Source organism: Thiocystis violascens DSM 198, assembly GCF_000227745.2.
In the GTDB taxonomy this organism is placed as follows: Bacteria; Pseudomonadota; Gammaproteobacteria; order Chromatiales; family Chromatiaceae; genus Chromatium; species Chromatium violascens.
The window spans coordinates 4,167,801-4,185,714 of record NC_018012.1 but is presented as its reverse complement, the minus strand read 5'-3'; the positions used below and the strand labels follow the sequence as shown (position 1 = coordinate 4,185,714).

Here is a 17,914-nt window from a genome sequence, read left to right as displayed (position 1 = left end):
GTCACCCCTTCGCCCGTAAGCAGGCCCGTCAGTCGCCCGCAAGCGGGCTCCTACGTCAAAGCGCGCAACCCCTCGAACTCGGCGACAAAGCCATCGAGCCGGCCGGCGGCGATCGCCTCCCGCAGTCCGCGCATCAGGGTCTGGTAATAGCGCAGGTTGTGGATGGTAGCCAGTCGCGCCCCCAGGATCTCTTTGCATTTATCGAGATGATGCAGATAGGCGCGGCTGTAATGACGGCAGGTGTAACAGTCGCACAAGGGATCCAGCGGTCCATCGTCGGTGCGATGGATGGCGTTGCGGATCTTCACCGTGCCCTGGTGGGTGAAGAGATAGCCGTTGCGGGCATGGCGGGTCGGCATGACGCAGTCGAACATGTCGATGCCGCGCCGCACGGCGGCGACGATGTCCTCCGGGGTGCCGACGCCCATCAGATAGCGCGGACGGTCGACCGGGAGTTTGTCGGCGAGAAAATCCAGCACCCGCAACCGATCCGCTTCCGGCTCGCCCACCGAGAGACCGCCGATCGCGTAGCCGTCGAAACCGATGGCTTGCAGCCCGTCCAGCGACTCGGCGCGCGGGCGCTCGTGCATCCCGCCCTGGACGATGCCGAACAGCGCCGCCGGATTGTCGCCATGGGCCGCGCGCGAACGCGCCGCCCAGCGCAGCGAGAGTTCCATCGAGGCGCGCGCCCGGTCCTCGTCGGCGGGATAGGGGGTGCATTCGTCGAAGATCATGACGATGTCCGAGCCCAGTTCGCGCTGGACCCGCATCGAGACCTCGGGGCTAAGGAACACCGGGCTGCCGTCGATCGGCGACTGGAAGTGCACGCCCTCCTCGGTGATCCGGCGCAGATCGCCCAGGCTGAAGACCTGGAAGCCGCCGGAGTCGGTGAGGATGGGGCGCTCCCAGTGCATGAAGCGATGCAGATCGCCGCAGCGGCGGATGACGTCGGTGCCGGGACGCAGCATCAGATGGAAGGTGTTGCCGAGAACGATCTCGGCGCCGATCTCCAGCAGTTCCTCCGGGGTCATCGCCTTGACCGTGCCATAGGTGCCCACCGGCATGAAGGCCGGGGTCTCGACCGTGCCGCGCGCGAAGCGCAGGTGGCCACGGCGGGCCAGGCCGTCACGGCCAAGCAGATCGAATTCCATCGTTGTCTCCGTGTTTAAACCGCGGTTGGCGCGACCGGCATGGAATGGCGCGATGCCGGCCTCGCGGTCATCGACGGCGTTCGGCGCTGCGCGGTTTAAATCATTAAAAATAATAAATAAAATAGCGTTTTCGACGGCGCCGTTCGTCCGAGTCAGTCCACACGGACGGCTCGACCCTGCCGGCCCGGCGGATCGCGGCGCAACCAGTCGGTCACTTCAGCAGCAATTCTCGGTTTGAGCCTGACCGTTTGCCTTCTCAGCCCGGAAAGCAGGGCTAAGGCAGCCTGAAGCCGTTCGTGGTGAGCTTGTCGAACCATGAACGGCTTCAGGCTCAGAGGTTTAGGGTTTTCCGTTCGTCCTGAGCTTGTCGAAGGATGAACGGAAAACCCTTCACTGCTCGCCTGATTCGTCTGGGTTTTTCGCTTCATCAGGTCATACTGAGAATTGCTGTCACTTCAGCGAGGTTTGTCACCGTCAGGAGCGGCGGAGCCAACGCCTCCGGCCAGATCCGGCCGGTCCGGTTGACCCAGACGGCGGTCAAGCCAATGGCCCGCGCGGCCTCGACATCCATCCAGGGATCGTCGCCCAGATGCAGACACTCGCCCGGCCGGCAGCCGGCGAGTTCCAGCGCGCGATGGAATAACGCCGGATTCGGTTTGGCCGCACCGACCTCGGCGGCGGTGAGGCTGTGCCGAAACAGTCCCCGTAGGGACGTGGCCTCGACGTTCGAATTGCCGTTGGTGAGCGAGATCAGACAATAGTCCGCGGCGAGCGCGCGCAACGCCGGGAGCACGTCGGCATAGGGTTCGACCCGGTTGCGATGTTCCAGAAAGAGGTCCATCGCCGGATCCGCGAGTTGGGCCGGGTAGCCGAAATCGTTCAGCAGCGCGATCAAGGAGCGGTGCCGGACTTCTCCCAGGTCGTGCGCGATCGCGGGCGTCTCGTCCAGGATCCGGCGGCGGTGCTGGCGCAGGCTTGCGACGCCATGGGCCTGCGCGAGTCGCGGCGCATGGGTTTGCAGCCAGACATGCAGCGCCTGCTCCGCCGCCTGGATGACCGGCAGACAGGGCCAGAGCGTATCGTCGAGATCGCAGGTTACGAGACGAAGCGGCGGGTCAGGCATGGTGTCGGGCGGGCGCGCAAAGGATGCTATTGTGCCTGGAATCGGGAACCCGGTCCAAATGCCGCCGGAGACGGCAATTCCCGGTATGGCCCGAGGCGGATCTCAACCGCGCGTCGCGATATAGGCCAGCGCTTTGTCGATCCGGCGCAACGTCGCGTCCTTGCCGACCAGCATCAGGGTCTCGTCGATGCCGGGCGAAGCGGCGCGGCCGACGATGGCGACCCGCAGCGGTTGCGCGACCTTGCCCATGTTGACCTCCAGTTCCTCGGCGATCCGCTCGACCGCCCGTTTCAACGCCTCTGGGGTCCAGTCCTCGTAGGCCATCAACTCGAAGGCGGCGCGCACGCGCTCCAACGGCTCGCGGGCGACCAGACGCAGATGCTTCTTGGCCGATACCTCGTCGAATTCGTCGAAATCCCGATAGCAGAAGGCGCTGATCTCGGCCAGTTCGGTCAGGGTCTTGGCGCGCGCGGCCTGGGCCTTGACGACCTCGACCAGATCGGGGCCGGTCGAGGGGTCGATGTCGAGCCGTCCCATGTGCGGGCTCAGCAGTCGGGCGATGCGGGCCGGATCGGCGTGTTGCAGGTATTGCTGGTTCAGCCAGTCCAGCTTGTCGGTGTTGAAGGCGGAGGCGGATTTGTTCACATCGCCGATATCGAACAGGTCGATCATCTGCTCGACCGAGAAGATCTCCTGATCGCCGTGCGACCAGCCGAGACGCACCAGATAGTTCAGCAGCGCCTCGGGGAGATAACCCTGATCGCGGTAGGAAATCACGCTGACCGCGCCATGCCGCTTGGACAGTCGCGCCCCATCGTCGCCGAGGATCATGGGGACATGCGCATACCGCGGCGGCTCATGCCCGAGCGCGCGCAGGATGTTGATCTGGCGCGGGGTGTTGTTCAGATGATCGTCGCCGCGGATGACATGGGTGATCTGCATGTCGGCGTCGTCGACGACCACGCTCAGGTTGTAGGTCGGCGCGCCGTCGGTGCGACGGATGATGAGGTCGTCGAGTTCCTCGTTGGCGAAGGGCACCCGGCCACGGATCAGGTCATCGACGATCACGACACCATCGGCCGGATTGCGGAAACGGATCACATGGGGCGCGTCCGGGTCGATCTGACGCTGGCGGCAGTGACCGTCATAACGCGGCTTCTGCTTGTGCGCCATCTGATCAACACGCAGTTTCTCCAACCGATCCTTCGAGCAGTCGCAACGATAGGCCAGACCCTTCGCGAGCAGTTCCTCGATCACGGCGTTATAACGGTCGAAGCGCTGGGTCTGATAGAACGGCCCCTCGTCATAGTCCAGCCCGAGCCAGGTCATACCCTCCAGGATGGCGTTCACCGATTCCGCCGTGGAACGCTCCAGGTCGGTATCCTCGATGCGCAGCACGAACTGACCGCCGTGCTTACGGGCGTAGAGATAGCAGAAGAGCGCGGTGCGGGCGCCGCCGACATGCAGATAACCGGTGGGAGAGGGGGCGAAGCGGGTGCGAACGGTCATGGTTTTCCGGATCGATTCAAAGGAGTTGAAGCGGTAAATTCTACACAGTGCCCCCGCTCCCTGCCCGCTTGTTCGCGCCCAACGCATGGGTTATGTTGGTCGCATGAGATTTTCCGAAGCAAACAACACGGACGGTCACCTGATCGATGCCTATGACGCGGATGGCATCGTGATCGGCGGACGACGCTATCGGCGGGGCTTGATCGTGACGCCCGAGCGGATCGTCGATCCCTGGGGACCGAGTCAACCGACCGGTTTGACGGTGGAGCATCTGGACGAACTGCTGGCATTCGCGCCTCAGATCATCGTGCTGGGGACCGGCCGCACCCTGGTCTTCCCCGACCCGAGCCTGTATTTCAGCCTGATGGAACAGCGGATCGGTCTCGAAGTCATGGACACCGGGGCCGCCTGTCGGACCTATAACATCCTGATGTCCGAGGGCCGTCGTGTCGCCGCCGCTTTTATGGCTGGATGAGTCCGTCGGCGACTCAAGGCGCCCGCTCACCAGACCTTGGGCGCAAATTTGGCATCGTTGAGAATCTTCACGCTGTCGCCGGTCTGCGCCAGCACGAACAGCCCTTGACGATAGGCGAAGGCCGCCGCGCCGTCCTCGATGCGCATCCCCGCCACCGCGCCATGCAAACGCTTGTCGGCATACTCCGGGAAGAACTGGCGGAAACGCTTGAGATCCTCCAGAAACTCACGAACCTCCTCGACACCCAGGCTGCTCTTGACCTCTACATCGACCACATGCTCGGCGTTCACCACCAGCACGTCGATTTCCAGCGTATCGCCGCCCATCCGCTTCATGACCCGCCGGCTGACCATGTGCACCGGAATGCCGCGCTCGGTAAACAAGCGCTCGCAGGCCGGGGCGACCAGATTCTCGACGAACAGACCCCATTGCCCGCCCAGTTCGCCAATCCGCTTGTTGACATCCTTGATGGCTCGGGCGGTCTCCTGAAACTTCCGGTCGGTCTCTTTCTGTGCCTCGGCCACTTCCCGAAACAGTGCCCAGACATCATCGAGCGTCGTTGTCGTCATCTCGCCCATCTCGCGGTTGCTCGGTCATGCCAACAGCATAACCCAAATTCGCGACGATCCATCTTGCCCCTCGCCCGGACGGCACGTAGCATGAGGCATCGCGCGCTGTCGCCGTCACGTCCTCCTCGGGAGCATTCACCACCATGGACCGCAAGATCGTCCTGTCCGTGCTCGGCGCCGCCATCCTGGGGTTCGTCGCCATCCTGCTGCTGATGCCCGCCACGCTCGACGACATCACCGAGCGTCTTCCCTGGCGCATCGCCCAGGACGAGGCCGGGCGCACCCGCGTCTTTGGATTTACCCTCGGCCAGACCACGCTCGCCGAAGTCCGCGCGGTCTTTCGCGAAGATGGCGAACTGAACCTGTTCCAGACCCCTGGCGACCCGCCCCATCATGCCGCCGAAGCCTTTTTCGAGCAGATTTATCTGCAACGGCTGCGCGCGGATTTCGTCATCGCGCTGGAGGTCGATCAGCCGACACTGATCGGCATGTACGACCGGGGACTGCGCATCAGCCAACTCGGCAGCGGCAGCAAGAAGATCAAGCTTAATCCCGACGATGCCGCGGCGCTCGCCTCGCGCCCCATCCGGAGCATCGGTTACCTGCCCAAGGCGCGACTCGACACCGAGTTGCTCAAACAGCGTTTCGGCCCGCCATCCCAGGAGCGGACCGAACCCGAGACCGGAATCGTGCATTGGCTTTATCCCGATCGTGGACTCGACATCGCCAGGGCGCCCAATGGCAAGGTGGTCATTCAGTACGTCAACCCTCGGGCATTCGACACGCTCATTGAGCCGCTCCGGGATTTTTAGACGCTCCGCATCCGCGCGGAATCGCGACCATTGCCAACTCCCCAATATCGCAACATCCGAACGAGGTATCCAAGGTGCAGTGCCCTACCGAAAAAACCGACCGCTACATCAGCTTCGATGGCATCGCCTGCGACGAACATGCCCGTCGCATCGTCCTCTCGATCCGCGACTGCCTCGGCGACCTCGCTCGCCCGTCGCCTTGGCAAGCCTATTTCGAGACCAAATTGAGCGAGTCGGAACGCCGGGGTCATGACGATCTGTATTTCGTGGGAAGTCAGGTCAATACGATCCGCGAACTGTTCGAGCAGCATGGGCGCGAGGAGGCATTGGACTTGCTGGAGCGAGTCGAGGAGGAGTGCTGTTAAGACGCGCCCGGCGGGTCGCGCTCGGCGATCCTGGGGGAAGCAAGGAGGCGTTCGAGGATTGCCGTCAGCGCCCGGCCCGCGTCGGCGACCGTGACCCCGGAAACCAGCTCCGAGACCTGCGTGATGGCGAGCCCGGCGTAACCGCAGGGGTTGATGCGTCGGAAGGGTTCGAGATCCATCGCGACATTCAGCGCCAGCCCGTGATAGCTGCATCCCTGACGGATCCGCAGACCCAGCGAGGCGATCTTGGCGTCCGCCACATAGACGCCGGGCGCATTGGGGCGACGCGCTGCCGCGATTCCATAGATGTCGAGCAGGTCGATGACGCATTGCTCCAGCAGACTCACCAGCCGCTTGACGCCGAGACCGGTTCGCCGCAGATCGAGCAGCGGATAGACGATCAACTGTCCGGGGCCGTGATAGGTCACTTGTCCGCCCCGATCCGACTGGACGACCGGAATCGCGCCCGGCGCCAGGATGTGTTCCAGGCGGCCGGCCTGACCCAGGGTGAAGACGGGCGGATGTTCGAGCAACCAGACCTCGTCGCGGGTGTCCTCACGGCGGGCATCGGTCCAGTCGCGCATCGCGGCGAGCGTGGCCGGGTAATCCTGAAGACCGGGCAGGCGGCGCACCCGAAAGGGAGGGGCGTCGTCGCTCACAGCGCCCAGATCACCAGCTCATGCGCGGTCAACTCCCGATAGATGGCGTCGAGCTGAGGTTTTCCGTGCGCCTCGATGGTGACGGTCACACTGATCCATTTGCCGCCCCGGCTGGGTCGGAGCGAGACGGCCGTTTCGTCGAAACCGGGCGCGTGGCGGCGGACGATCTCGATCACCGCGGACTCCAGGCCGCGGTTGGCCAGTCCCATCGCCTTGATCGGGAAGCTGCAGGGGAATGAGAACAAGGTTTCCTGGGGGTCGGACATGAACTGTACGCAGCGACCGTTCGATCGCGTCAATGGAGAAGACTGTCGACCAGTTTCAGAATGCTGTCGACGAATTTACGCCACAGGTTGCCCTCGGCGACTTCCTGGAGTGCGACCAAGGGAACCCGTGCGATCTCCGCCTCGTCCAGGGTGACGATGATGTCGCCGACTTGCGCGCCCAGGGCGATCGGGGCGATGAAGTCGGAGGTCTTTTCCAGTCGCGCGCCGAGTTTGTCATAGACGCCGCGCGGAATGGTCGCGAAGACATCCGTGGCGGGACCGACCGGCAGGTTTTCAAGATCGCCGTACCAGACGCGAATCGACTCGATCGGCTGGTTGGCGGGATAGAGGCGATGGCTCTCGTAGAACCGGAATCCGTAGTTCAGCAGGGCCAGACTTGCCTCGGCGCGCGCCTTGGGCGTCGCCGATCCCATGACCACCGAAATCAGGCGCATGTCCTCGCGCTTGGCCGATCCCACCAGACAGTAACCGGCGGCCTTGGTATAGCCGGTCTTGACGCCATCGGCGCTGGCGTCGCGCGCGAGCAGCGGGTTGCGGTTCTGCTGCGTGATGTTGTTGTAGACGAATTCCCGATTGCTGTACCAGGCGTAATACTCGGGGAACTCCCTGATCAAGGCCAGCGTGACGCGCGCCATGTCGCGGGCGGTGGTGTAAAGATCCGGGTCGGGGAGTCCGTTGGGATTGGTGAAATGACTGTCGGCCATGCCCAGCCGCCGGGCATGATCGTTCATCAGGTTGGCGAAGGCGTCGATACTGCCGGCGGTATGCTCGGCCAGCGCCACCGAGGCATCGTTGCCGGACTGGATGATCATGCCCTTGAGCAGATCCTCCAGGCCGACCTGTTTGCCGACCTCGATGAACATCTTCGAGCCGCCCGTCCGCCAAGCCTTCTCGCTGATCATGACCTGGTCGGTCAGCTTGATCTTGCCGCCGGCGAGTTCGCGAAACACCACATAGGCGGTCATGATCTTGGTCAGGCTCGCCGGTTCCAGACGCTCGTCGGCATTTTGCTCGATCAAGGTCTTGCCGCTATTGAAATCGACCAACAGATAGCCCTTGGCCGCCAGTTCGGGAGGGGCGGGAATCGGCGGCTGCGCGCTCGCCGGGGAGAGCGGCAAGGCACACAGAATTAACCACAGGAACAAGATTGGGGAGGCTGACTTCATGAGGGATCCGGGGCTTGGGATGGCGGGGTTTTCGCGAAGGCTATTCTAACCCCCCATTCCCGGATTTGGCACCCCGGATCAGTTCGTCACCCGTTGCGGCCGGTCCACGCCAAGCGCCACGAGTTGCCGTGTCAGTCGGTCGGCGTCCCGCGCGGAGGCCAGCGGACCGACTCTGACCTTGTAGAGCGCCGCGCCGCCGGTCTCCGGCGTCAGGATCCGGATGGAATCGGATCCCAACTGGCCCTTCAAACGTTCGCGCAGCCGCTCGGCGTTACGCGGATCGCCGAAGGCGCCGATCTGGAGATACAGCGTTGCGTCAGGACTGGCGGGTTGCGCACGGGACGCGACCGTCGCGACTGGTCGCGGGGCGTCCCCGAAGGCGGGTACCGGAGGGGATGTCGAATTGCCGCCCGCCATGCGCGTGGACGCGCGCGCCGGACGCGCGGGCGGATCGGCCCGAGCGACAGCGCGGGCGGCGGTCCTGGTGTTGGCCTTGCCCGACGACACCAGAAAGGGGCCAGGATCCGATTGCGGACGCTTCGGGTCGATGGCGCGTACCTCGACCATTGCCGTTCCCGTCTTGACCACGCCCAGCTTGACGGCCGCGGTATGGGACAGATCGATGAGACGCGGACCATGAAAGGGGCCGCGGTCATTGATTCTGATCACGATGCTGCGGCCATTCTCGACGTTGGTCACCCGCGCATAGGTCGGCAGGGGCAGGGTTTTATGCGCCGCGCTCATGGCGTGCATGTCATAGGTCTCGCCCGAACTGGTCTTGCGCCCGTGGAAGGGTTTTCCGTACCAGGATGCCAGTCCGCGCTCCACATAGCCGCGACTGCTCCGCTGGGTGCGGTAACGCTTGCCGAAGACCACGTAGGATTCGGGGTTGCCGGATTTGGACAGGGGTTCGACACGCGGGACCGCGTCCGGAATGCGGGCGATGTGGGGGGGGATGTCGTCATCGTCCGTTTGCTCGACCTGGCTGGCGCAACCGGAGAGCAGCGCGAGAAGCAGCAGGATCCCCAGCCAGACGACCGTCGCGCCTGCCGATGCGGCGCGCCGAGAGTCGGTCACCCGTGTCGTCGAGACGAGTTTGTTTGTTCGCATGCGGCGCTGTCTCCGGACAACCGCGCTGCAATCACCGCTCGCCGGCATGGCGCGCCCGGATTTTCTCGCTCAACTGAAGGACCGCCATGGCGTAGAGGTTGCTGTGGTTGTAGCGCGTGATGACATAAAAATTCTCGAGACCGATCCAGTATTCGTCGGTCGGTCCAGCGAGCCGGATCAAGGCCGCCGGGGTTGATGGAGCGGTGGACGCGCGCCAGTCGATGCCGGCATCGCGCCAGTCGCCCGCCGTGCGGTTGGGCTTGAGCGGCGTTTTCTCGGCGATCTCGACGCCGTCGGGAAGGCCGGCCGTGAGTTCGGCCGGGAAGGCGACCGGCTCGCCAGTGCGCCAACCGTGGAGCTTGAAATAGTTGGCGACGCTGCCGATGACATCCGGGTCGCTCTGCCAGAGGTCGCGCCGTCCGTCGCCATCGAAGTCCACCGCATAGGCGCGGTAACTGGATGAGATGAATTGGGGTTTTCCGAGCGCGCCGGCATAGGAACCCAGGATCTTGCCGGGGTCGAGCCGTTCCTCGCGGCTCAGGAGCAGGAAGGATTCCAACTCGCCGCGAAAGAAATCCGCCCGCTTGGGATAGGAGAAGCTCAGGGTCGCCAGCGCATCCAGCGCCCGGTGGGCGCCCAGGTTGCGCCCATAGCTGGTTTCGACGCCGAGGATGGCGACGACGATCTCGGGCGCGACGCCGAAGGCAGTCTCGGCGCGCGCCAGGGTCTCGGCATGGTCGCGCCAGAAGGCGACGCCGGCGTCGATCCGCTCCGGGGTGAGGAAGAGCGCCCGGTAATCGCGCCAGGGCTTGCCCTCGTAGGGGCGATTCATGGCGTCGACGATCGCTTGCCGGTAGCGCGCGGTGTCCAGCAAAGCTTGGAGCGCGACGGGGTCGAAGCCATGGCGTTCGGTCATCGCGGCGATGAACCGCTGGACGCCCGCACGGTCGTCGTCCGGCTCCGCCGCGACTGGATCCAGGAAGAGCGCCACGGCGAGCGCGGCAAGGAGGCAAGCGACGGGCATAGGGCGCAACCATTGGCCATGAATGCGATAAACGACATTCAGTATAGGCCATAACCACATAAGCAAAAAGCAGTTTGGAAATTCAAGGACGCACGGGCTTTTTGTGCGTCTCGACCGCCATGATCATGCCGAATCCGATCATCAGGGTCACCATCGAGGTGCCGCCGTAACTGATCAGCGGCAGCGGAACCCCGACCACCGGCAGCAGACCCGTCACCATGCCGGTGTTCACGAACACATAGACGAAAAACACGAGGGTCAACCCGCCCGCCAGCAGCCGGCCATAGTTGTCGCGCGCGCGGGCCACGATCACGAGTCCGCGGAAAATAATGAAGAGGTAGAGCGCCAGCAGCGCCAGGATGCCGGCGAAGCCGAATTCCTCGCCGATCACCGCGAAGATGAAATCGGTATGACGCTCGGGCAAAAATTCGAGATGGGACTGGGTGCCGTTGAGCCAACCCTTGCCGGAGATGCCGCCCGAGCCGATCGCGATCTGCGATTGGATGATGTGATAGCCGGTGCCGAGCGGATCCGATTCGGGATCGAGAAAGGTCAGGACGCGCGCGCGCTGATAATCGTGCATGAAGAGCCAGACGACCGGGGCAATGGCGGCCACCAGGCTCCCCAGCGCCAGGATCATCCACCAGTTCAGGCCCGCGACAAAGAGCACCAGAACCCCGGCGCTGGCGACCAGGAGCGCGGTGCCCAGGTCCGGCTGCTTGGCGATCAGAAACACGGGGATCAGGGTCAGAATGACCGCCAGCAGGATCCACCCGGGCCGCGGCGGAAGCGGGCGCGCGGAGAGCAGCCAGGCGGCGGCCATGGGGACGGCGAGCTTCAGCAATTCCGAGGGTTGAAAACGCACCACGCCAAGGTCGAGCCAGCGCTGGGCGCCCTTGCCCACGTCGCCGAACAGGAGCACCGCAACCAGCATGGCGACCCCGAGCAGATAGAGCGCGAAGGACCAGCGGCGCAGGATGAGCGGGGGCACCTGGGCGATGGCGCACATCAGCACGAAGGCGATCCCCAGCCGCGCGAGTTGACGCTCGACGATGAGCGGGTTCCGATCGCCGGCACTGTAGACCACCAGCAGGCCAAAACCGCACAGGACCAGGAGCGCGACCAACAGGGGGGCATCGAGGTGGATCCGCTGCAACAAGCCGAGCTTCGCGGTCTCCGCGTCCTGATCGAGTCGTGCGGAGATCGCCTTAGTCGCCATGATTGTCGTCATCGTTGCGCTCATCCGTCAGGATGAGCGTCGATCCACCGAGATAGACGTCCATGACCCGACGCGCCACGGGCGCGGCGTCCGAGCCGCCATGACCGCCATTCTCGACCAGCACGGCCACGGCAATGCGCGGATCCTCCACCGGGGCGAAGGCGATGAAGAGCGCGTGATCGCGCATGCGCTCGGGAATCTTCGCGGCGTTGTAGGTCTGCTTCTGCCCGATGGTGAAGACCTGGGAGGTGCCTGTCTTACCGGCGATGCGGTAATCCGGGCTGCGGATCCGCTTGGCCGTGCCACGTGGGCTTTCCACGACTTGAGTCATGGCGTCGATGACGCTGTCCCAATCGTGTGGGTCGCCGACCTCCACGTCGCGGATCACCCGTGGGAATTCGCTCTCCGCGTTCGCGCCTGGAAAACGGCTGGCGCGCGCCAGCCGCGGCTGGATGAAATGCCCCCGATTCGCCATGGTCGCCGTGGCCGCCGCCAGTTGCAGCGGGGTCGCGAGGAAGGAGCCCTGACCGATGCCGACGATCAGGGTCTCGCCCGGATACCAGGGTTGTTTGCGCACCCGTTGTTTCCACTCGCGCGAGGGCAGCAGTCCCGGGAGTTCGCCGGCGACATCGACCCCGGTGCGCGCGCCGAAGCCGAATTGACTCAGGAATCCATGCAGCCGATCGATTCCCATCTGATTGGCCAACGAATAAAAATAGACATCGCAGGACTCCACGATGGCCCGCTCCAGATTCACCGTGCCGTGCCCGCCCTTGCGCCAGCAACGGAAGCGGTGACTTTGGCCGGGCAGCGAAAAAGAGCCGGAACAGTAAGTGGTTTTCCGAGCGGTGGTGAAGCCGGTGGCGAGGCCGCCAAGACCGATAAAGGGTTTGACGGTCGATCCCGGCGGGTACTGACCGCGCGCGGCACGGTCGAAGAGCGGCGTATCGATCGAGTGCAGCAGGGCGTTATAGTCCGTCTGACTGATCCCCTCGACGAACAGATTCGGGTTATAGCTCGGCTTGCTGACCATCGCCAGCACGCCGCCATCGCGCGGGTCGATGGCGACGACCGCCCCGCGCCGGTCGCCCAAGGCGTCGATGGCCTCCTGCTGCAGGGCCATGTCGAGATACAGCGACAGATCCTGGCCCGGCGTGGGAGGGGTGCTCTCCAGCGTGCGCAGGATGCGTCCGCGGGCGTTGACCTCGACCTGCTGATAGCCGACCCGGCCATGGAGCACATCCTCGTGGGCCTTCTCCAGACCGCCCTTGCCGATGAAACGGGTGCCAGCGTAATTGCTGGTGTCGATCGAGGTCATTTCGCGCTCGTTGATCCGGCCCACATAGCCCAGCACGTGCGCGGTGGATTCGCCGAGCGGATAGGTTCGGATCAGTTCGGCGCGGACATCGACGGCGGGAAAGCGATGCCCGTCCACCGCGAAGCGCGCGACCTCCGCGGGAGTCATGTTGAGCCGGATCGGAACCCCCTGAAAACGCATCCGCTGACGCTTGAGACGCTCGAAGCGGGCACGGTCGTTGGCATCGATCGGCACCAGCCGCGCGAGTTCGTCGATCGTCGCCGCCAGATCCGTGACCTTTTCGATCGTGATCTCCAGCGAAAAAGTCGGATGATTGTCGGCCAGCACCACGCCTCTGGCATCGTAGATCAGGCCGCGCGACGGCGGGACGGGCTGGACTTTCACCCGATTGTCCTTGGAGAGGACCGAAAAGTGATCGTGACGATCCACTTGCAGGTGCAGCAGGCGCAGCGCGAGCAGGCACAGGCCGACGAGCACCAGCAGACCCGCCACCAGCGCGCGCGAGGCGACGAGCCGCTGTTCGCGCTGGCGGTCTTCAAGGCTGGTCAGGCGCATGCGCTCAGTGCTCCCCCATGCGCCGCTCGACCTGGGTCAGAACGGCGGACAACCAGGGCCAGAGCAGAAGACCGACCAGGGACGGCACCCAGTAATTCAGCGCCGGCATGGGCTGACCGGTTGCGCCGAGGATCCAGAGGGTCAGCAGACGTTCGGCCAACAGCAGCACCCACACGAAGAAGCTCTGCTGCCAGAGCGGAAAGAGGCGGATCCGCGCGTGCAGTTTCACCGTCACATAGGCCACGAGGGACAGCCCCAGGGCCTGCTGACCCAGCAGCGAGGCGCTCAGCACATCCAGCGTCAAGCCGGTTCCGAAGCCCCAGAACACGCCCACCCGCTCGGGCAGGGTCAGGCACCAGAAGATGAGGGTCAGGGTGACCCATTGCGGGCGGTAGTCTTCCAGCCCGGCGGGCATCGACACAATGGCCAGAAACATGGCGATCGCCAGAGTCAACCAGATCATCCACAGACCCCGTCGTTCCGTCGCGCCCATCAGGGACGCTCCGCGGGCGCGGGCGTGTCGGCGGCCAGTGCCGACTGGCTCGGTTTCGCGTCCATGGACCAGACCAGCAGCACCTCCCGGCTACGGTCGAGCCGCGCGGTCGGTTTGGCGATGACGGTCGTGAAGGGGTTGTCCGGATCCTGGCGCACCGTTTTGACCCGTGCGACCGGATAACCGGACGGAAACCGCTCGTCCATCCCGGAGGTCACCAACAGGTCGTTTTCGCGAATATCCGCGTTTTTCGGAATATAGAGCAATTCGAGTTCCTGGCTCGGCCCCTTCCCCGCGGCAATGGTGCGCAACCCATTGCGGTTAACCTCTACCGGCAGCGAGTGATTGGCGTCGGTGATCAGCAGCACGGTGGACGAAAAGGGATTGGCACGGATGACCTGACCCATCACGGCCTCGGCATCCAACACCGGCTGGCCGATAAAGACGCCGGAATTGGTGCCCTTGTTGATCATGACCTGCTGGCTGGAGGGAGCCAGATCCACAGTCAGAATCTCGGCGATCAAGACCCGCTCGCCGACATCGAAGGAGGAGCCAAGCAAGTCACGCAGACGCATATTCTCGGCACGTAGCGACTCGAATTGTTGCAGGCGCCCCTTCAGCATCAGGTTTTCATGTTGCAGGCTTTCGTTCGAGAGCCGCAGTTGCGCCTCGCCAACGAGACGGTTCTGCATCTCGCGGAACGCCTGAGCGGGCAGATTGGCGGCGTACTGCAACGGATACACCGCCACCTCGATCACGGAACGCACCGCATTCAGATGATGGTAGCGATGATCCGCAATGATCAGCCCGAGCGCAAGGAACGCCGCGAGGATCACCCGAACGGTTGGAGAGGGGCCATGGACGAACAACGGTTTGATGGCGGCGTTCCTCGGCAAGATCCCGGATGGTGTCGATCTCGCGGGGCGATAGACGGTTGGCGGCGGGAGGGATGCCGTTCCGACGGCCATGGTACGCGCACGCAAACCTATTCGGTTGCAAAGAGCCCGCTTTCCCGCGCATCGAGCATTTCCAATGCCCTGCCGCCGCCGCGCGCGACGCAGGTCAGGGGATCCTCGGCCAGCACGACCGGCAGTCCGGTCTCTTCCTCGATCAGCCGATCGAAATCGCGCAGCAGCGAGCCGCCGCCCGTCAGCACGATACCGCGCTCGGCCACGTCCGAACCCAATTCCGGCGGGGTCTGCTCCAGGGCCATCTTGACCGCGTGGACGATCATCGAGAGCGGTTCCTGCAGCGCCTCCAGGATCTCGTTGCTGTTGAGCGTGAAACTGCGCGGAACCCCCTCGGCGAGACTGCGGCCCCTGACCTCGATCTCCAGCACCTCATTGCCGGGGAAGGCGGTTCCGATGGTGTGCTTGATGCGCTCGGCCGTCGCCTCGCCGATCTGCGTGCCGTAGTTGCGGCGCACATAATTGGTGATCGAATCGTCGAAGGTATCCCCGCCGACCCGGACCGATTCCGAATAGACGATACCGTTGAGCGAGATCACCGCCACCTCGGAGGTGCCGCCGCCGACATCGATCACCATGCACCCGCGCGGCTCGTGCACCATCAATCCGGCGCCGATGGCGGCCAACATGGGCTCCTCCATAAGATAGACCTCGCGCGCGCCCGCGCCGGCGGCGGATTCCTTGATCGCGCGCCGCTCCACCTGGGTCGAGCCGCAGGGGACGCAGATGAGCACCCGCGGACTGGGCTGAAACATCCGCGACTCATGCACCTTGTGAATGAAGTATTGCAGCATCTTTTCGGTGACCGTGAAGTCGGCGATGACGCCATCCTTCAGGGGCCGGATCGCGGTAATGCTCTGCGGAGTACGCCCAAGCATCTGCTTGGCCTCCTCGCCGATCGCGACCACCGATTTGCCTCCTCCCGTGCGCTCGTGACGAATGGCGACCACCGAGGGTTCATTGAGCACGATTCCCTGCCCGCGGGCGAAGATCAATGTGTTGGCGGTTCCAAGATCGATCGACAGATCGTTCGAGAACATCCCGCGAATGCTTCTGAAAAACATCAGGTGGTTACCTTGCAAGGGGGTGAGGAACGCCAACGTTTGTTCGGGCATCCTCAACGATGAGTCGGTCAGGATTCCAGGAATAAAATCCATAAGGGTAATTGGGCGGCTAATCTAGCAATGCAGGCGAGGATCGGCAAGGTATTGGGGAGACTGTTCCCATGACAGGCATCCCGGAGTCACCGGCACCGGGATCCGGCGCCATCGCTGGGGGCGTCGCGTCGGCGATTACCCCGGCGCGGCGAGTTCCACCACCCGCGACCCTATGCTATTTTGCAGAGCTTTCAGCCAACGCTAGGATCGCCATGTCACTGGATCGTTCCGACATCGAAAAGATCGCGCATCTGGCGCGGCTCGCCATCGCCCCCGAACAGACCGAGCGCTACGCAGCCGATCTCTCCAACATCCTCGATCTGGTCGCCCGGATGGACGCCGTCGACACCGCCGGCGTCGAACCCATGGCGCACCCGCTCCACATGACACAGCGGCTGCGGCCGGACGACGCCACCGAGCCCGATCGGCGCGCGTCGTTTCAAGCCATCGCCCCGCTGACCGAGGGCGGGCTCTACCTGGTTCCGAAGGTCATCGAATAATGCAGAACAAGACGATTGCCCAACTCGCCGCCGATCTGCGGCTGCGCGCCTATTCCAGCGTCGAACTGACGCGGCATTATCTAGACCGGATCGCGCGCTTCGATCCGCGTCTAAACAGCTTCGTCACGGTCGCGGCCGAGTCCGCGCTCGCCGCCGCCGAACGGGCCGACCGCGCGCTCAAAGCCGGCGATTCCGGCCCGCTGACCGGTATCCCGATCGCCCATAAGGATATCTTCTGCACCGCCGGGATCAAGACCAGTTGCGGCTCGCGGATGCTCGACAACTTCATTGCGCCCTACGACGCCACCGTGGTCGAGAAACTGGCCGCCGCCGGCGCGGTGGTGCTCGGCAAGACCAACATGGACGAATTCGCCATGGGGTCGAGCAACGAGACCAGCTTTTACGGTCCGGTCCGCAATCCCTGGGACGAGAGCCGGGTGCCCGGCGGATCCTCGGGCGGCTCGGCGGCGGCGGTCGCGGCCCATTTGTGCGCCGCGGCCACCGGCACCGACACCGGCGGTTCCATCCGCCAGCCCGCCGCGCTGTGCGGCATCACCGGGATCAAACCCACCTACGGGCGCTGTTCGCGCTGGGGCATGATCGCCTTTGCATCCTCGCTCGACCAGGCCGGCGTCATGGCCCGCTCCGCCGCCGACGCGGCCTTTATCCTCGACGAGATGGCCGGCTTCGATCCGCGCGACTCGACCAGCGCCGATGTCCCGGTGCCGGACTATGTCGACGCGCTCGACAACGACCTCAAGGGACTGCGCATCGGATTGCCCAAGGAATACTTCGGGGCCGGACTCGATAGCCGCATCGCCGCCTCCATCCAGGATGCCATCCAGGAGTACGAACGCCTGGGCGCGGAGATTCGCGAGATCAGCCTGCCCAACAGCCCGCTGTCGGTGCCGGTCTACTACGTGGTCGCCCCCGCCGAGTGCTCGTCCAATCTCGCCCGTTTCGATGGGGTTCGGTATGGCCATCGCTGCGAAAACCCGAAAGATCTGGAGGATCTCTACAAACGCAGCCGCGCCGAAGGCTTCGGGGCCGAGGTCCAGCGGCGCATCATGATCGGCGCCTATGTGCTCTCCGCCGGCTATTACGACGCCTATTATCTCAAGGCGCAGAAGATTCGTCACCTGATCGCCGACGATTTCAAACGCGCCTTCGAGCAGGTCGACGTCATCATGGGCCCCACCAGCCCCACGACCGCCTTTCCCATCGGCGCCAAGATGGACGATCCGGTCGCCATGTACCTGAACGATATCTATACGATCGCGACCAATCTGGCCGGATTGCCGGGGATGTCGATTCCGGTCGAGCCGGTGGACGGCTTGCCGGTCGGGCTACAGATCGTCGGCAATTATTTCGAGGAGGCGCGGTTGCTCAATGTCGCGCATCGCTTCCAGCATGTGACGCACTGGCATCAGGCGGCGCCACAAGGGTTTGAGTGA

At 64.2% G+C, this 17,914-nt stretch carries 20 protein-coding genes; 5 read left to right on the top strand and 15 right to left on the bottom strand.

Features of this window, described 5'->3' with window-relative positions; translation table 11 throughout:
* Positions 1-50: 50 nt before the first annotated feature.
* From tgt to gltX, 4 genes are all read right to left on the bottom strand, one after another.
* On the bottom strand, positions 51-1,151 hold the full coding sequence (tgt, locus tag THIVI_RS18600; RefSeq protein WP_014780074.1) for a tRNA guanosine(34) transglycosylase Tgt: 1,101 nt from the start codon (positions 1,149-1,151) through the stop codon (positions 51-53).
* A gap of 152 nt (positions 1,152-1,303) precedes the next feature.
* Entirely contained in the window at positions 1,304-1,579 is a 276-nt protein-coding gene (locus THIVI_RS25160) for a hypothetical protein (RefSeq protein ID WP_169315583.1), read from the bottom strand.
* Positions 1,579-2,274 (bottom strand): HAD family hydrolase, encoded by a 696-nt coding sequence (locus tag THIVI_RS18595; RefSeq protein WP_014780073.1) that lies wholly within the window; start codon positions 2,272-2,274, stop codon positions 1,579-1,581. The genes THIVI_RS25160 and THIVI_RS18595 overlap by 1 nt, the downstream gene beginning before the upstream one ends.
* A 102-nt stretch (positions 2,275-2,376) precedes the next feature.
* Positions 2,377-3,783, bottom strand: coding sequence for a glutamate--tRNA ligase (gene gltX / locus THIVI_RS18590; protein ID WP_014780072.1), 1,407 nt, complete (start codon positions 3,781-3,783; stop codon positions 2,377-2,379).
* Positions 3,784-3,886: 103 nt separating this feature from the next.
* Here gltX and THIVI_RS18585 point away from each other — a divergent pair, with 103 nt between their 5' ends.
* A complete protein-coding gene (locus THIVI_RS18585) occupies positions 3,887-4,258 on the top strand; it encodes an Mth938-like domain-containing protein (protein WP_041447758.1) in 372 nt (123 codons plus the stop codon).
* Between the two features lie 26 nt (positions 4,259-4,284).
* Here the strand turns inward: THIVI_RS18585 and THIVI_RS18580 are convergent, their stop codons facing one another.
* On the bottom strand, positions 4,285-4,827 hold the full coding sequence (locus THIVI_RS18580; protein ID WP_157174506.1) for a DUF3782 domain-containing protein: 543 nt from the start codon (positions 4,825-4,827) through the stop codon (positions 4,285-4,287).
* A gap of 143 nt (positions 4,828-4,970) precedes the next feature.
* Between THIVI_RS18580 and THIVI_RS18575 the strand changes: the two genes are divergently transcribed.
* Both THIVI_RS18575 and cowN read left to right on the top strand, forming a co-directional pair.
* On the top strand, positions 4,971-5,639 hold the full coding sequence (locus THIVI_RS18575; protein WP_014780069.1) for a hypothetical protein: 669 nt from the start codon (positions 4,971-4,973) through the stop codon (positions 5,637-5,639).
* Between the two features lie 74 nt (positions 5,640-5,713).
* Entirely contained in the window at positions 5,714-6,004 is a 291-nt protein-coding gene (cowN, locus tag THIVI_RS18570) for a N(2)-fixation sustaining protein CowN (protein WP_014780068.1), read from the top strand.
* Here the strand turns inward: cowN and lipB are convergent.
* From lipB to THIVI_RS18520, 10 genes are all read right to left on the bottom strand, one after another.
* Complete coding sequence (lipB, locus tag THIVI_RS18565; protein WP_014780067.1) at positions 6,001-6,663, bottom strand: lipoyl(octanoyl) transferase LipB; 663 nt, start codon at positions 6,661-6,663, stop codon at positions 6,001-6,003. The genes cowN and lipB overlap by 4 nt on opposite strands.
* Positions 6,660-6,929, bottom strand: a complete 270-nt coding sequence (locus THIVI_RS18560; RefSeq protein ID WP_014780066.1) for a YbeD family protein — start codon at positions 6,927-6,929, stop codon at positions 6,660-6,662. The genes lipB and THIVI_RS18560 overlap by 4 nt, the downstream gene beginning before the upstream one ends.
* A gap of 29 nt (positions 6,930-6,958) precedes the next feature.
* Complete coding sequence (locus THIVI_RS18555; RefSeq protein ID WP_014780065.1) at positions 6,959-8,116, bottom strand: D-alanyl-D-alanine carboxypeptidase family protein; 1,158 nt, start codon at positions 8,114-8,116, stop codon at positions 6,959-6,961.
* 78 nt (positions 8,117-8,194) lie between these two features.
* On the bottom strand, positions 8,195-9,226 hold the full coding sequence (locus THIVI_RS18550; RefSeq protein WP_014780064.1) for a septal ring lytic transglycosylase RlpA family protein: 1,032 nt from the start codon (positions 9,224-9,226) through the stop codon (positions 8,195-8,197).
* A gap of 31 nt (positions 9,227-9,257) precedes the next feature.
* Entirely contained in the window at positions 9,258-10,250 is a 993-nt protein-coding gene (mltB, locus tag THIVI_RS18545) for a lytic murein transglycosylase B (RefSeq protein WP_014780063.1), read from the bottom strand.
* An 82-nt stretch (positions 10,251-10,332) separates the two neighbouring features.
* Entirely contained in the window at positions 10,333-11,469 is a 1,137-nt protein-coding gene (gene rodA, locus THIVI_RS18540; protein WP_041447092.1) for a rod shape-determining protein RodA, read from the bottom strand.
* On the bottom strand, positions 11,459-13,342 hold the full coding sequence (mrdA, locus tag THIVI_RS18535; RefSeq protein ID WP_014780061.1) for a penicillin-binding protein 2: 1,884 nt from the start codon (positions 13,340-13,342) through the stop codon (positions 11,459-11,461). Before mrdA ends, rodA begins: the two co-directional genes overlap by 11 nt.
* A gap of 4 nt (positions 13,343-13,346) precedes the next feature.
* Positions 13,347-13,835 (bottom strand): rod shape-determining protein MreD, encoded by a 489-nt coding sequence (mreD, locus tag THIVI_RS18530; protein WP_014780060.1) that lies wholly within the window; start codon positions 13,833-13,835, stop codon positions 13,347-13,349.
* Positions 13,835-14,803, bottom strand: a complete 969-nt coding sequence (mreC, locus tag THIVI_RS18525; protein ID WP_014780059.1) for a rod shape-determining protein MreC — start codon at positions 14,801-14,803, stop codon at positions 13,835-13,837. The genes mreD and mreC overlap by 1 nt, the downstream gene beginning before the upstream one ends.
* A gap of 17 nt (positions 14,804-14,820) precedes the next feature.
* Positions 14,821-15,867, bottom strand: a complete 1,047-nt coding sequence (locus tag THIVI_RS18520; RefSeq protein ID WP_041447755.1) for a rod shape-determining protein — start codon at positions 15,865-15,867, stop codon at positions 14,821-14,823.
* A 305-nt stretch (positions 15,868-16,172) separates the two neighbouring features.
* Here THIVI_RS18520 and gatC point away from each other — a divergent pair, with 305 nt between their 5' ends.
* A complete protein-coding gene (gene gatC / locus THIVI_RS18515) occupies positions 16,173-16,460 on the top strand; it encodes an Asp-tRNA(Asn)/Glu-tRNA(Gln) amidotransferase subunit GatC (RefSeq protein ID WP_014780057.1) in 288 nt (95 codons plus the stop codon).
* Positions 16,460-17,914 carry an Asp-tRNA(Asn)/Glu-tRNA(Gln) amidotransferase subunit GatA gene (gene gatA, locus THIVI_RS18510; protein WP_014780056.1) on the top strand — a complete coding sequence of 485 codons (1,455 nt, stop codon included), beginning with the start codon at positions 16,460-16,462 and terminating at the stop codon, positions 17,912-17,914. The genes gatC and gatA overlap by 1 nt, the downstream gene beginning before the upstream one ends.

What these genes read in the sequence shown, in the direction of transcription:
- tgt (WP_014780074.1), bottom strand. Translation starts at nt 1,151, where the DNA reads ATGGAATTCGATCTGCTTGGCCGTGACGGCCTGGCCCGCCGTGGCCAC.
- THIVI_RS25160 (WP_169315583.1), bottom strand. Translation starts at nt 1,579, where the DNA reads ATGAAGCGAAAAACCCAGACGAATCAGGCGAGCAGTGAAGGGTTTTCC.
- THIVI_RS18595 (WP_014780073.1), bottom strand. Translation starts at nt 2,274, where the DNA reads ATGCCTGACCCGCCGCTTCGTCTCGTAACCTGCGATCTCGACGATACG.
- gltX (WP_014780072.1), bottom strand. Translation starts at nt 3,783, where the DNA reads ATGACCGTTCGCACCCGCTTCGCCCCCTCTCCCACCGGTTATCTGCAT.
- THIVI_RS18585 (WP_041447758.1), top strand. Translation starts at nt 3,887, where the DNA reads ATGAGATTTTCCGAAGCAAACAACACGGACGGTCACCTGATCGATGCC.
- THIVI_RS18580 (WP_157174506.1), bottom strand. Translation starts at nt 4,827, where the DNA reads ATGACGACAACGACGCTCGATGATGTCTGGGCACTGTTTCGGGAAGTG.
- THIVI_RS18575 (WP_014780069.1), top strand. Translation starts at nt 4,971, where the DNA reads ATGGACCGCAAGATCGTCCTGTCCGTGCTCGGCGCCGCCATCCTGGGG.
- THIVI_RS18560 (WP_014780066.1), bottom strand. Translation starts at nt 6,929, where the DNA reads ATGTCCGACCCCCAGGAAACCTTGTTCTCATTCCCCTGCAGCTTCCCG.
- THIVI_RS18555 (WP_014780065.1), bottom strand. Translation starts at nt 8,116, where the DNA reads ATGAAGTCAGCCTCCCCAATCTTGTTCCTGTGGTTAATTCTGTGTGCC.
- THIVI_RS18550 (WP_014780064.1), bottom strand. Translation starts at nt 9,226, where the DNA reads ATGCGAACAAACAAACTCGTCTCGACGACACGGGTGACCGACTCTCGG.
- mltB (WP_014780063.1), bottom strand. Translation starts at nt 10,250, where the DNA reads ATGCCCGTCGCTTGCCTCCTTGCCGCGCTCGCCGTGGCGCTCTTCCTG.
- rodA (WP_041447092.1), bottom strand. Translation starts at nt 11,469, where the DNA reads ATGGCGACTAAGGCGATCTCCGCACGACTCGATCAGGACGCGGAGACC.
- mrdA (WP_014780061.1), bottom strand. Translation starts at nt 13,342, where the DNA reads ATGCGCCTGACCAGCCTTGAAGACCGCCAGCGCGAACAGCGGCTCGTC.
- mreD (WP_014780060.1), bottom strand. Translation starts at nt 13,835, where the DNA reads ATGGGCGCGACGGAACGACGGGGTCTGTGGATGATCTGGTTGACTCTG.
- mreC (WP_014780059.1), bottom strand. Translation starts at nt 14,803, where the DNA reads ATGGCCGTCGGAACGGCATCCCTCCCGCCGCCAACCGTCTATCGCCCC.
- THIVI_RS18520 (WP_041447755.1), bottom strand. Translation starts at nt 15,867, where the DNA reads ATGTTTTTCAGAAGCATTCGCGGGATGTTCTCGAACGATCTGTCGATC.
- gatC (WP_014780057.1), top strand. Translation starts at nt 16,173, where the DNA reads ATGTCACTGGATCGTTCCGACATCGAAAAGATCGCGCATCTGGCGCGG.
- gatA (WP_014780056.1), top strand. Translation starts at nt 16,460, where the DNA reads ATGCAGAACAAGACGATTGCCCAACTCGCCGCCGATCTGCGGCTGCGC.